11 protein-coding genes and 1 riboswitch are annotated in these 13,414 nt (G+C 63.7%); of the genes, 7 read left to right on the forward strand and 4 right to left on the reverse strand.

The features are described from left to right. Positions 1-216: 216 nt before the first annotated feature. A complete protein-coding gene (locus COW1_RS14105) occupies positions 217-633 on the forward strand; it encodes a DUF4168 domain-containing protein (protein WP_096367342.1) in 417 nt (138 codons plus the stop codon). A gap of 112 nt (positions 634-745) precedes the next feature. Here COW1_RS14105 and COW1_RS14110 read toward each other — a convergent pair whose 3' ends face one another. The 4 genes from COW1_RS14110 to metK form a co-directional block, all read right to left on the reverse strand. Further along, positions 746-1,477 carry a 16S rRNA (uracil(1498)-N(3))-methyltransferase gene (locus COW1_RS14110; protein ID WP_201344542.1) on the reverse strand — a complete coding sequence of 244 codons (732 nt, stop codon included), beginning with the start codon at positions 1,475-1,477 and terminating at the stop codon, positions 746-748. Positions 1,478-1,624: 147 nt separating this feature from the next. Next, complete coding sequence (gene metF, locus COW1_RS14115; RefSeq protein WP_096367340.1) at positions 1,625-2,482, reverse strand: methylenetetrahydrofolate reductase [NAD(P)H]; 858 nt, start codon at positions 2,480-2,482, stop codon at positions 1,625-1,627. Positions 2,483-2,582: 100 nt separating this feature from the next. After that, complete coding sequence (gene ahcY / locus COW1_RS14120) at positions 2,583-3,995, reverse strand: adenosylhomocysteinase (protein ID WP_096367641.1); 1,413 nt, start codon at positions 3,993-3,995, stop codon at positions 2,583-2,585. 15 nt (positions 3,996-4,010) lie between these two features. After that, positions 4,011-4,140: riboswitch (S-adenosyl-L-homocysteine riboswitch) on the reverse strand. Between the two features lie 145 nt (positions 4,141-4,285). Beyond that, positions 4,286-5,455 (reverse strand): methionine adenosyltransferase, encoded by a 1,170-nt coding sequence (gene metK / locus COW1_RS14125; RefSeq protein ID WP_096367339.1) that lies wholly within the window; start codon positions 5,453-5,455, stop codon positions 4,286-4,288. A 151-nt stretch (positions 5,456-5,606) separates the two neighbouring features. On the opposite strand from metK, the gene COW1_RS14130 reads away from it, so the two are divergent. The 6 genes from COW1_RS14130 to pyk all read left to right on the forward strand — a co-directional run bounded on the left by COW1_RS14130 (position 5,607) and on the right by pyk (position 13,370). Continuing rightward, a complete protein-coding gene (locus tag COW1_RS14130) occupies positions 5,607-6,170 on the forward strand; it encodes a thioredoxin family protein (RefSeq protein WP_201344543.1) in 564 nt (187 codons plus the stop codon). A 281-nt stretch (positions 6,171-6,451) separates the two neighbouring features. Next, positions 6,452-6,886, forward strand: a complete 435-nt coding sequence (locus COW1_RS14135) for a hypothetical protein (protein WP_096367337.1) — start codon at positions 6,452-6,454, stop codon at positions 6,884-6,886. A 331-nt stretch (positions 6,887-7,217) separates the two neighbouring features. Continuing rightward, positions 7,218-9,206 carry a transketolase gene (gene tkt / locus COW1_RS14140; protein ID WP_096367336.1) on the forward strand — a complete coding sequence of 663 codons (1,989 nt, stop codon included), beginning with the start codon at positions 7,218-7,220 and terminating at the stop codon, positions 9,204-9,206. A 155-nt stretch (positions 9,207-9,361) separates the two neighbouring features. Then, the gene (gap, locus tag COW1_RS14145; protein ID WP_201344544.1) at positions 9,362-10,363 is read left to right on the forward strand and encodes a type I glyceraldehyde-3-phosphate dehydrogenase; all 1,002 of its coding nucleotides are present in this window, start codon (positions 9,362-9,364) and stop codon (positions 10,361-10,363) included. Positions 10,364-10,648: 285 nt separating this feature from the next. Next, positions 10,649-11,833, forward strand: coding sequence for a phosphoglycerate kinase (locus COW1_RS14150; RefSeq protein ID WP_096367334.1), 1,185 nt, complete (start codon positions 10,649-10,651; stop codon positions 11,831-11,833). Between the two features lie 91 nt (positions 11,834-11,924). Beyond that, the gene (gene pyk, locus COW1_RS14155) at positions 11,925-13,370 is read left to right on the forward strand and encodes a pyruvate kinase (protein ID WP_096367333.1); all 1,446 of its coding nucleotides are present in this window, start codon (positions 11,925-11,927) and stop codon (positions 13,368-13,370) included. The last annotated feature ends 44 nt before the right edge of the window (positions 13,371-13,414 follow it).

Below are 13,414 nucleotides of genomic sequence, written 5' to 3' on the forward strand. Positions count from 1 at the left end.
TGTGCCGCTTTGCCACAGCCCTGATGCGATAAAGCGGCTGCCCGCAGTTCACGGGCGCGCAGCCCGAATGGCCCTTCACGCGTTCTGTCCTGTCTGCAACTCCTTGATGTTTATTTTGTATTCCTGTTGTCCACCGGAGGGATCAGCGCTGCAGAAAGCAACTGGCATGGTGGTTGCTCCTGTCCTGTGTGCCATTCAATGAACACGGAGTAGACCATGATCAAATCTGTACTCGCACCCGTTGCAATCGCCCTCTGCGGACTGGGGCTGTCCTTCAGCGCGCAGGCTCAGGAATATGGCCAGGGTCAGGGGGGCGGCTACCCGCAACAGGGACAGCCGCCCGCTGCCCAGCAGCCCGGAGGTGCCACTGCGCCCCAGGTGGATCTCAGCGATCAAGAGATCAGCCAGTTCAAGGCGGCGTTCGACGAGATCAGCACCATCCGTCAGGCCTATGCCGGCGAACTGCAGAATGCCGAGGATCCGAACAAGGCGCGCGAACTGCAGCAGCGGGCGCAGTCCGAGATGGTGGAGGCCGTCGAGGATTCCGGGCTGTCCGTGCAGGACTATAACCGCATTGCCGGTGCCATCCAGCAGGACCCCGAACTGCGCAGCCAGGTACTGGGTACCAACTGAACCTGACGGTTCTGCCTCCTCCTTCATGATTGCCCCGCTTGGCGGGGCTTTTTTTGTTTTGGAGCGAGGAGTGAGGCAGGTCAGGTTAGCGTAGTCTAACCTGACCTGCGTGCTAGCGCAGATCCCCGTACAGGCACTGCAGGGCAGCCAGGGCGGCCAGTCCGGCGGTCTCGGTGCGCAGGATGCGCGGGCCCAGGCGTACCCCCTGAAAGCCGGCGGCGCGGGCCTGGTCCCGCTCGGCCGGGGCCAGTCCGCCCTCGGGGCCGATGAGCAGGCTGAGGGCTGGCGTCTGCGCCAGGTCGTGCGGGCCGCGCTCAGCGATCGGGTCCAGCAGCAGCCCGAGCCGGTCCGGGGCATGCGCGGCCAGCGTCGCATCCAGCGTCTGCATGCCGGCCAGTTCCGGCAGGCGGTTGCGGCCGCACTGCTCGCAGGCGTGGATGATGATGCCCCGCCAGTGCTGCATGCGCTTGTCCAGGCGCTCGCCGCTGAGCTTGACCTGGCTGCGTTCGGTGGCCAGCGGCACGATGCGGTTCACCCCCAGTTCCACCGCCTTCTGCAGGATCAGGTCCATCTTCTCGCCGCGCGCCACGCCCTGCAGCAGTTCGATGTCCAGCGGGGATTCGCGTTCCTGTGCGATATGTTCGCCGACACTGACCTGAGCGCCTTCCCGGCGGGTGTCCTCGAGCGTGGCATGGTATTCGCCGCCATCGCCGTTGAACAGGATCAGGGCAGCGCCCGGTTTCAGCCGCAATACCTTCACGGCGTGACGCTGGGCGCGTTCGTCGAGCTGGGTGGTGGTGCCGCTGGCGAGCGGCTGGGGCAGGTAGATGCGGGGCGTGGGCATTACGCCAGCGCACGGGGTTGGGGGCAGTGACGGGAAACGCAGAGGACGCGGAGACGCCGAGACGCAGAGAATTCAATCCTGTTCATCTTTGCGCCTCTGCGTCTCTGCGGCCTTTGCGTTAATGTCGCCGAGGTATGGAAGGATCCGTCAGTCCCTGACCGGCAGACCCAGGTTCTTCCAGATGGCGATGGTCGGTGCCGAACGATTCATCACATAGAAATGGATGCCGGGCACACCGGCGTCCAGCAGGCGCTGGCACAGCGCGGAGACGACCTCTTCGCCGAATTTGCCCAGCGACTCCATATCGTCGCCGTAGGCGATCAGGCGCTGGCGGATCCAGCGCGGGATCTCGGCGCCGCAGGCGTCGGAGAAGCGGGCCAGCTGCTTGTAGTTGGTGATGGGCATGATGCCCGGCACGATCGGCAGGTCGATCCCCATCCTCTCGCAATCATCGACGAAACGGAAATAGGCGTCGGCATTGAAGAAGTACTGGGTGATCGCGGTATTGGCGCCCGCGTCGACCTTGCGCTTGAAGTTTTCCAGATCCTCGAAGGCGGTCGGTGCCTGGGGATGGAACTCCGGATAGGCCGCAACCTCCAGCTTGAAGGTATCGCCGGTCTCGGCGCGGATGAACTCCACCAGTTCATTGGCATAGCGGAATTCGCCGGTGTCGCGCATGCCGGAGGGCATGTCGCCCCTGAGGGTGACGATACGGCGCACGCCCGCGTCCTTGTAGCGCTGCAGCAGTTCACGGATGTTGTCCCGGGTCGAGCCGATGCAGGACAGGTGCGGCGCGGCGTCGCCACCGGACTTGATGATCTCGGCGACGGTCTCGTAGGTGCCTTCCTGGGTGCTGCCGCCGGCACCGAAGGTCACGGAATAGAAATTGGGATTGAGCTTGTCCAGCCGCGAACGGGCCAGGCGCAGTTTCTTGGCGCCTTCCTCCGTTTTGGGCGGGAAGAACTCAAAGCTGTAGGATTTCTCGTACTTTTGCTGAGTTTTCATAGGTAGGCTTCTGATCTGTTGGCAGGTGGTTGAAGACAGTAGGCGATGGCGGGGCGACGGCGTCTGCCGTCGCCCCTCGCCGGTGTTTCAAACTGCCTGATCAGTAGCGGTAGTGCTCGGGCTTGTACGGACCCTCGACCGGCACGCCGATGTAGTCGGCCTGTTCCTTGCTCAGCTTGGTCAGCTTCGCACCGATCTTCTCCAGGTGCAGGCGGGCGACTTCTTCATCCAGGTGCTTGGGCAGGATGTAGACATCGTTGTCGTACTGGTCACCCTTGGTGAACAGCTCGATCTGTGCCAGCACCTGGTTGGTGAAGGAGTTGGACATCACGAAGCTCGGGTGGCCGGTGCCGCAGCCCAGATTCACCAGGCGGCCTTCGGCCAGCATGGTCACGCGGTGACCGTCGGGGAAGACGATCTGGTCGACCTGCGGCTTGATGTTGATCCACTCGTGCTTGCGGGTCTGCTCGATCTGGATCTCGTTGTCGAAGTGACCGATGTTGCAGACGATGGCCTGATCCTTCATGGCGGCCATGTGGTCATAGGTGATGATGTCCTTGTTGCCGGTGGTGGTCACGAAGATGTCGCCCAGCGGTGCGGCCTCTTCCATGGTCACCACGCGGTAGCCTTCCATCGCGGCCTGCAGGGCGCAGATCGGATCGATCTCGGTCACCCACACGGTCGCACCCAGGCCACGCAGCGACTGAGCCGAGCCCTTGCCGACGTCGCCGTAGCCGCAGACCACGCCGATCTTGCCGGCGATCATGGTGTCGGTGGCGCGCTTGATGCCGTCGACCAGAGACTCACGGCAGCCGTACAGGTTGTCGAATTTGGACTTGGTCACCGAGTCGTTGACGTTGATGGCGGGGAAGGCCAGTTCGCCCTTCTTGGCCATGTCATACAGACGGTGCACGCCGGTGGTGGTCTCCTCGGTCACGCCCTGGATGTTCTTCTTGATGTTGGAGTACCAGTTCGGGGACTCCTTGAGCTTGGCCTTGATGGCGTTGAACAGGGCCACTTCCTCTTCGCTGCTCGGGTTGTCCAGCACGGAGAGGTCGGACTCGGCCTTGGTGCCCAGCATGATCAGCATGGTGGCGTCGCCGCCGTCGTCCAGGATCATGTTCGGGGTCTCGTCGCCGAACTCCATCAGCTTGTGGGTGAAGTCCCAGTACTCTTCCAGACTCTCGCCCTTGTAGGCGTAGACCGGCACGCCGCTGGCGGCGATGGCGGCGGCGGCGTGATCCTGGGTGGAGAAGATGTTGCAGGACACCCAGCGCACTTCGGCGCCGAGCGCGACCAGCGTCTCGATCAGCACGGCGGTCTGGATGGTCATGTGCAGGCTGCCGGCGATGCGCGCGCCCTTGAGCGGCTGCTCGTCACGGTATTTCTCGCGCGTGGCGATCAGACCGGGCATTTCGGTCTCGGCGATATCGATTTCCTTGCGACCCCAATCGGCGAGATTGATGTCGGCAACCTTGAAGTCAGTGAAGTTCTTGTCCATCACGGCGTTCATGTAGTTGGTCTCCCAAGTTACCGAGCGCAGTTGTTCATCCTGAACCCGCTTTCTCCGAGCCTGGCAGGAGGCGGCGGAGTTTATGGGTCGGGGCGGGCCCTGATCCCATAAACTCCGCGCTCCTGTTGCAACGCTCCTCGAAGCGCGGTTGACTGTTCTCTAACAGTCGTTACATAAAAAACCTGTTAAGGAATTTCTGATCATTCCTTTTCCCGTCATTCCCGCGAAGGCGGGAATCCATGGTTTTCAGAAACCTGGATGCCCGTCTGCACGGGCATGACGGATTGAATTCAATGCAGGCCGGCGCCGTCGCGCAGCAGTTCGGCCTTGTCGGTGCGTTCCCACGGCAGGTCGATGTCGTCCCGACCCAGGTGACCGTAGGCAGCGGTCTGCTGATAGATCGGCTGCAGCAGATCCAGCATGGTGATGATGCCCCAGGGGCGCAGGTCGAAGTGCTCGCGCACCAGGGCGGTGATTCTGTTTTCCTCGATGTGGTGGGTGCCGAAGGTCTCCACCGTGATCGAGGTCGGCTCGGCCACGCCGATGGCGTAGGACACCTGCAGTTCGCAGCGGTCGGCCAGCCCCGCGGCGACGATGTTCTTGGCCACGTAGCGGCAGGCGTAGGCCGCGCTCCGGTCCACCTTGGACGGATCCTTGCCGGAGAAGGCGCCGCCGCCGTGGCGGGACATGCCGCCGTAGGTGTCGACGATGATCTTGCGTCCGGTCAGGCCGCAGTCGCCCATCGGTCCGCCGATCACGAAGGTGCCGGTCGGATTGATGTGGATCCGGTTCGGGTCGCACCCCGTCAGCCAGCCTTCCGGGATCACCGGTTTGATGATCATTTCGTAGACGGCTTCCTTGAGTTGCGGCAGCGAAATCTCCGGCGAGTGCTGGGTGGAGAGCACGATGGCCTCCACCCCCACGGGCTTGAGATCCTTGTAGCGGAAGGTGACCTGACTCTTGGCGTCGGGGCGCAGCCAGGGCAGTTCGCCATTCTTGCGCAGTTCGGCCTGGCGCCGCACCAGCCGGTGGGCATAGGTGATCGGCGCCGGCATCAGCACTTCGGTTTCGTTGCTGGCGTAGCCGAACATCAGGCCCTGATCGCCCGCGCCCTGCTGCTCGCGCGTCGCCCGGTCCACGCCCTGGCGGATGTCGGGCGACTGCTCGCCGAGGGCGTTGAGTACGGCGCAGGTATGGCCGTCGAAGCCGATGTCGGAACTGGTGTAGCCGATGCCGTTGACGGTGTTGCGTACCAGCTCCTCGTACTTGAGACTGGCGCTGGTGGTGATCTCGCCGGCCAGGACCACCATGCCGGTCTTGACCAGGGTCTCGCAGGCCACGCGGGCGTGCGGGTCCTGGGCGATGATGGCGTCCAGGACGGCATCCGAGATCTGGTCGCACATCTTGTCCGGATGCCCCTCCGAGACGGACTCGGAGGTGAACAGGAAGTCGTTTGACATGTATTTTGCGTTGCAGCCTCAAAGAGCCCGCTATAGTAACAAATATTTGTGCAAATATATAGCCGGGTCCTTACGTCACCGGTCACGGACGTTATAATGTCCATCAGGTGCGAATTGACTGAAACCCTAATGAAAGCGAGGAATTAGCGATATGGTGTCGTTGGAAACCCCCGTATGCGACTTCGGCCGGCCGGCGGTCGATTTCTCCCTGCCCGGCGTGGACGGCAGGACCTGGACCCTGCAGGACTGCCGCGGCGAGAAGGGGCTGCTGGTGATGTTCATCTGCAACCACTGCCCCTATGTGAAGGCCGTGCGCGATCGCATCGTGCGCGACGCCCGGGAACTGAAGGAGAAATACGGCATCAACAGCGTGGCCATCATGTCCAATGACCCGAGCGACTATCCCGAGGACAGCTTTGACAACATGAAGCAGGTGGCCGAGGAGTTCGATTTCCCCTTCCCCTACCTGCTGGACGAGACCCAGGAGGTGGCCAAGGCCTATGGCGCGGTCTGCACCCCGGATTTCTTCGGCTACAACGCCGACCTGGAACTGCAGTACCGGGGCCGGCTGGATGAAAGCCGCAAGGAGGCCGCCGCGCCCGATGTGAAGCGCGACCTGTTCGAGGCCATGGTCCTGGTGGCCGAGACCGGGCAGGGCCCGGCCGAGCAGATCCCCAGCATGGGCTGCTCCATCAAGTGGAAGGAAGAGGCCTGAGGGTCAGGACTCCCCCGTCATTGCGAGGCGCGAAGCGCCGTGGCAATCCCGGTCGGCGGCTATGCCGTTACGAGATTGCCACGCTTCTCCCACAGAATCCCTGCGGGCTTCATTGTGGGTACCCCACCCTTCGGGTCTGGGCATCGCAATGACGGGGTGTCTTTTACTAATTGTTTTTAAGGTTAAATTTTCCATCTCTGCGCCCCTGCGCCTCTGCGTTGAAGGGTTTTTTGCAAAACGTGCTTGCCACTCGTGCCCGAATGGCGCCCATAATAAGGTATATGAACGGGTTCGAGACCTTCTTTCGGGATGAGCCGATCGAGGCCCGGGAACTGACTCTCCCGGCCCGTACCTACAATCTGGCCCACGTTGCCCTCCAGCGCTCGGGCCGGGACTGCGTCTTCGTACCCATCCGCAGCATGCAGTTCATGGCGGTGATCGACGCCGAGGAGATCATCTTCGTCGACATCGAGGCCAAGCACCTGGTCGAGGTGGCCTGGAGCCACTTCCGTCCCCAGGCCCGCGCCGCCCTGGATCAGCCCGTGCCCTACCGGCTGGAGATCTACCTGGACAAGGGCCGGGAGAGCGCCAGGCGGCTCCAGGGCGAATTCGCCAAGGCGCTGGAAGAAATGGAAAAACGCCATCTGAGCCGGCAGCAGTCCGAGCACGCCGGCGAAGTCCTTCCCCTGCCGGGCAGACCGCCTTCCCGTTCCTGAGCCGGCACCGGGCTAATGCCCGTATAAAATCGGCCTCCGCCCCCCGCTATTGCGACACCGCACCAACTAGGGGAAAATACGCCGCTCTCCCGGGCCCGGGTGATGCCACTTCCAGCGCGCCCCCGAGGTTGTTGAGGCCGTAGACGGCCCGGTCCCCGCGCGGACCGGATGCGTGACAGTCCATGCGCCCTGCGAGCCGGTACGGCTGTCGAGGGTGCATTTTCGTTTTACCGGGAAGAAAAATTTACCAGGAATTACGGCGGCGACGCCCGGCAGGGGCGGTGCTGCGACTTCACAAGATTTCTTAATAAAGCGTTTACAGGAGAGAGCTATGCCTTCTCGCAGAGAGCTTGCCAATGCCGTTCGTGCACTGAGCATGGACGCCGTCCAGAAGGCCAAGTCCGGCCATCCCGGCGCCCCCATGGGCATGGCGGACATCGCCGAGGTGCTGTGGAACGACTTCATGAAGCACAATCCGGCGAACCCGGGCTGGTATGACCGCGACCGCTTCGTCCTGTCCAACGGCCACGGCTCCATGCTGATCTACTCCCTGCTGCACCTGACCGGCTATGAGCTGCCGATGGAAGAGCTGAAGAACTTCCGGCAGCTGCACTCCAAGACCCCGGGCCATCCCGAGTACGGCTACACCCCCGGCGTCGAGACCACCACCGGCCCGCTGGGTCAGGGCATCAGCAACGCCGTGGGCATGGCCCTGGCCGAGCGCACCCTGGCCGCGCAGTTCAACCGCGACGGCCATCACATCGTCGACCACTACACCTACGTGTTCATGGGCGACGGCTGCATGATGGAAGGCATCTCCCACGAATCCTGCGCCCTCGCCGGCACCCTGGGCCTGGGCAAGCTGATCGCCTTCTGGGACGACAACGGCATCTCCATCGACGGCCACGTCGACACCTGGTTCACCGACGACACGCCCAAGCGCTTCGAGGCCTATGGCTGGCACGTGGTGCGCGGCGTCGACGGCCACGACCCGGAAGCCGTGGCCAAGGCCATCCACGAGGCCAAGTCGGTCAATGACAAGCCCACCCTGATCTGCACCAAGACCGTCATCGGCTATGGCGCGCCCAACCTGTGCGGCAGCCACGACTGCCACGGCGCCCCGCTGGGCGAGGACGAGATCAAGGCCACCCGCGAGAACCTGGACTGGAAGCACGATGCCTTCGTGATCCCGGACGAGATCTATGCCGGCTGGGACGCCAAGGACAAGGGTTCGAAGGCCGAGGCCGAGTGGAACGAGAAGTTCGCCGCCTACAAGGCCGCCTTCCCCGATATGGCCGCCGAGTTCGAGCGCCGCATGAAGGGTGAGCTGCCGGCGAACTGGAACGAGACCGCCGAGGCCTTCATCAAGAGCTGCGACGAGGCCGGCGCCTCCGACCCGACCCGCAAGGCCTCGGGCAACGCCATCAAGGCCTTCGCCAAGGTGCTGCCCGAGTTCGTCGGCGGCTCGGCTGACCTGACGCCGTCCAACAACACCTCCTGGCCGGAGTGCAGGCAGATCACCAACACAGTGGCCGACGGCAATTACATCTCCTACGGTGTGCGCGAGTTCGGCATGTCCGCCATCATGAACGGCATGGCGCTGCACGGCGGCGTGAAGCCCTTCGGCGGCACCTTCCTGATGTTCTCCGAATATGCCCGCAACGCCCTGCGCATGGCCGCCCTGATGAAGGTGCCGACCCTGTTCGTCTACACCCACGACTCCATCGGTCTGGGCGAGGACGGTCCCACGCACCAGCCGGTCGAGCAGATCTCCACCCTGCGCCTGATGCCCAACATGTCGCTGTGGCGTCCCTGTGACACGGTCGAGACCGCCGTGGCCTGGAAGGCCGGCATCGAGCGCAACGACGGCCCGACCTCGCTGATCTTCTCGCGCCAGAACCTGGCCCACATGTCGCGCAGCGCCGACCAGATCGCCAACATCGCCAAGGGTGGCTACGTGCTGCGCGACTGCGACGGCGAGCCGGAGGCCATCATCATCGCCACCGGCTCCGAGGTCGAGATCGCCATGCAGGCCGCCGACAGCCTGAGCGGTCGGAAGATCCGCGTGGTGTCCATGCCCTCGACCGACGTCTTCGACGCCCAGGATGCCGCCTACAAGGAATCCGTGCTGCCGAAGAGTTGCACCAAGCGGGTGGCGGTCGAAGCCGGTGTCACCGATTACTGGCGCAAGTACGTGGGCCTGGACGGCGCCGTGATCGGCCTGGACCGCTTCGGCGAGTCCGCGCCTGCCGGACAGCTGTTCAAGGAGTTCGGCTTCACCGCGGAGAACGTCGCCAAGACGGTGGAAGGCATTCTGTAAGGACTTCTACCCAACAACCGTCATTGCGAGCGAAGCGTGGCAATCTCGTAATGCGGCAGGAGCGGTAAGAGATTGCTTCGTCACTTCGTTCCTCGCAATGACGGCCAAGACAAAGATTTCGTGACTAAGTAGATACTCAGAAATGGAGACAGACAATGGCAATTAAGATCGGTATCAATGGTTTCGGCCGCATCGGCCGCATGGTCTTCCGCGCCGTGGCGAAGGATTTCCCGGAGATCGAGATCGTCGGCATCAACGACCTGCTGGAGCCGGACTACCTGGCCTACATGCTGAAGTACGACTCCGTGCACGGCCGTTTCGACGGTGACATCTCCGTCGAGGGCAACAACCTGGTCGTCAACGGCAAGAAGATCCGCCTGACCGCCGAACGTGACCCGGCCGCCCTGAAGTGGGGCGATGTCGGCGCCGAGATCGTGGTCGAGTCCACCGGTCTGTTCCTGACCGAAGAGACCGCGCAGAAGCACATCGACGCCGGCGCCAAGAAGGTCGTGATGTCCGCCCCGTCCAAGGACGCCACCCCGATGTTCGTCTATGGCGTCAACCAGGATGCCTACAAGGGCGAGACCATCGTCTCCGCCGCTTCCTGCACCACCAGCTGCCTGGCCCCGGTGGCCAAGGTGCTGCATGACAAGTACGGCATCAAGCGCGGCCTGATGACCACCGTCCACGCCGCCACCGCCACCCAGAAGACGGTCGACGGTCCTTCCCAGAAGGACTGGCGCGGCGGCCGCGGTATCCTGGAGAACATCATCCCGTCCTCCACCGGTGCCGCCAAGGCCGTGGGCAAGGTCCTGCCTGATCTCAACGGCAAGCTGACCGGCATGGCCTTCCGCGTCCCGACTTCCGATGTCTCCGTGGTCGACCTGACCGTCGAGCTGGACAAGGAAGCCAAGTACGACGACATCTGCGCCGCCATGAAGGCCGCCTCCGAGGGCGAGCTGAAGGGCGTGATGGGCTATACCGAGGAGAAGGTGGTGTCCACCGACTTCCGTGGCAACAGCGCCCCGTCGACCTTCGATGCCGAGGCCGGCATCGCCCTGGACGGTACCTTCGTCAAGGTCGTGTCCTGGTACGACAACGAGTACGGCTACACCTGCAACATGATGCGCTTCGTGGAGCACGTCGCGAAGAACTGATGCCGCAGGTATCAGGGGCCAGGGGCAAGGGATCAGCGACAAGCTGTCCCCGGCCCCTGTAACCTGAGCCTTCTGCGGTTTCAGGATGAACGATGGTTGATTTATGCCGTCATCCCGGCGAAGGCCGGGATCCAGAAGCCGCAGTCGGTTTTCAAACCGCTGGATTCCGGGTGGAGCCTGTGCTGGCGTAGACCGGTACCGGAATGACGTGGTGGCTGGAAAACGATTCGTCATGCCCGTGGGCATCGCAAATCGCTTTCAACAAATTAAACACAGGAGTTGTGCATGACTTCCTTTACCAAGCTCACTGACCTCGACCTGTCCGGCAAGCGGGTGCTGATCCGCGCCGATCTGAACGTCCCGGTGAAAAACGGCAAGGTGACCTCCGATGCCCGCATCACCGCCTCCATGCCGACCATCGAGCACTGCATGAAGGCCGGGGCCAAGGTCATGGTGATGTCGCATCGCGGCCGTCCCGAGGAGGGCGTGGCCGACGAGGAGAACTCCATGCAGCCCATCGCCGAGGACATGGCGGCCAAGCTGGGCAAAGACGTGCGCCTGGTCAGGGATTACCTGGACAAGGCCCCCGAGGTCGCCGGCGGCGAAGTGGTCCTGCTGGAGAACGTGCGCTTCAACAAGGGCGAGAAGAAGGACGACGAGACCCTGGCCAAGAAGTACGCCAGCCTGTGCGACGTCTACGTGATGGATGCCTTCGGCACCGCGCACCGCGCCCAGGCCTCGACCCATGGTGCCGGCAAGTTCGCCCCGGCCGCCTGCGCCGGTCTGCTGCTGGCCGAGGAACTGGAGGCCCTGCAGAAGGCCCTGGCCAATCCCAACCGGCCCATGGTCGCCATCGTCGGCGGCTCCAAGGTCTCCACCAAGCTGACCGTGCTCGAATCCCTGTCCACCAAGGTGGACCAGCTCATCGTCGGCGGCGGCATCGCCAACACCTTCATCAAGGCCGCCGGCCACAATGTCGGCAAGTCCCTCTACGAGCAGGACCTGGTGGCCGAGGCCAAGCGTCTGATGGAGGCGGCTGCCGCCAAGGGCGGCGAGATCCCGGTGCCGGTGGACGTGGTGGTCGGCAAGGAGTTTTCCGAGAATGCCGAGGCCGTCACCAAGAAGGTGGACGAGGTCGCCGACGACGACATGATCTTCGACGTCGGTCCCGAGACGGCCGGCCGCTACGCCGAAATGCTCAAGAATGCCGGCACCATCGTCTGGAACGGCCCGGTCGGTGTGTTCGAGTTCGACCAGTTCGGCGCGGGCACGAAGGCGCTGGGTCTGGCCATCGCCGAGTCCAACGGTTTCTCCATCGCCGGCGGCGGCGACACCATCGCCGCCATCCAGAAGTACGACATCTACGACAAGGTGTCCTACATCTCCACCGCCGGCGGTGCCTTCCTGGAGTTCCTGGAAGGCAAGACCCTGCCGGCCGTGGCCATGCTGGAGGAGCGCGCGAAGGGGTGATTTTCAGTGAGGTGTGAGGGGGTGAGGAGTAAAACCGGTCCCGGTCGTCTCACGCCTCACTCCTTACTCCTTACTTCCAACAGGAAAACACATGCTGCGACGCACCAAGATAATCGCCACGCTCGGTCCGGCGACCGACGACCCCAAGGCCCTCGATGAACTGATCCAGGCGGGCGTGGACGTGGTCCGCCTGAATTTCTCCCACGGCTCCCACGAGGAACATCGCAACCGCTGTGAGACGGTGCGCAATCGCGCCCGCGCCCACGGCCGTCAGGTCGGCGTGCTGGTGGATCTGCAGGGGCCGAAGATCCGCATCGAGCGCTTCCAGGAAGGCAGCGTGGTGCTGGAGGAGGGCGAGCGCTTCATCCTCGATTCCAACCTGGCGCCGGATGCCGGCGACAAAGACCGCGTGGGGCTGACCTACAAGCAGCTGCCCGATGACGTCAACCGGGGCGACACCCTGCTGCTGGATGACGGCCAGGTGGTACTCTGGGTCGAGGACGTGCGCGAGACCGAGGTCGAGTGTCGGGTGGTGCTCGGTGGTCCGCTGTCCAACAACAAGGGCATCAATCGCCAGGGCGGCGGCCTGTCGGCCAAGGCCCTGACCGACAAGGATCGCATCGATATCCGCGTTGCGGCCGACATGCAGGCCGACTATGTCGCCATTTCCTTCCCGCGTTCGGCCGAGGACGTCAACGAGGCGCGCGAGCTGCTGCGCCAGGCCGGAGGTCACGGCGGCCTGGTCGCCAAGATCGAGCGCGCCGAGGCGATCCACAACCTGGAGGAGATCATCGAGGCCTCCGACGCCGTGATGATCGCCCGCGGCGATCTGGGCGTGGAGATCGGCGACGCCGAGCTGCCGGCGGTGCAGAAACGCATTATTTCCGCGGCCCGCAACATGGACCGGGTGGTGATCACCGCCACCCAGATGATGCAGTCCATGGTCGAGAGCCAGATCCCGACCCGGGCCGAGGTCTTCGACGTGGCCAACGCCGTCATCGACGGCACCGACGCGGTGATGCTCTCGGCCGAGACCGCCACCGGCCGCTACCCGGCCAAGGCCGTTTCCGCCATGGACCGCATCTGCAAGGGCGCGGAGCGCCAGCGCAGCGCGCTGTGGCAGGAGCGGCGCCAGAAGGTGCGTTTCAACCGCATCGACGAGGCCATCGCCAAGGCCGCCATGTATACCGCCAACCACCTGGGTGTGAAGGCAATCGCGGCCCTGACCGAGTCCGGCGCCACGCCGCTGTGGATGTCGCGCATCAGTTCCGGGATCCCGATCTACGCCTTGACCCGCCATGTGGAGACGCGTAGAAAGGTAACCCTTTACCGCGGCGTCTATCCGGTCAGCTTCGATGTCACCACCACCGATCACGCCGAGGTCAACCGCGAGGCCATCGACGAACTGATGCGCCGCGGCGCGGTACGCGACGGCGACCTGGTGATCATCACCAAGGGCGATCTGGCCGGGGTGCTGGGCGGCACCAACGCCATGAAAATACTGCGGGTCGGTGAACACGAGACCCGGGAGCAGTAAACCCGGCGAGTCCGGCCGGAAACCGAATAACCGGACTTTTTATA

It is taken from the genome of Thiohalobacter sp. COW1, from assembly GCF_016629505.1.
GTDB classification, from domain to species: domain Bacteria; phylum Pseudomonadota; class Gammaproteobacteria; order Thiohalobacterales; family Thiohalobacteraceae; genus Thiohalobacter; species Thiohalobacter thiocyanaticus_A.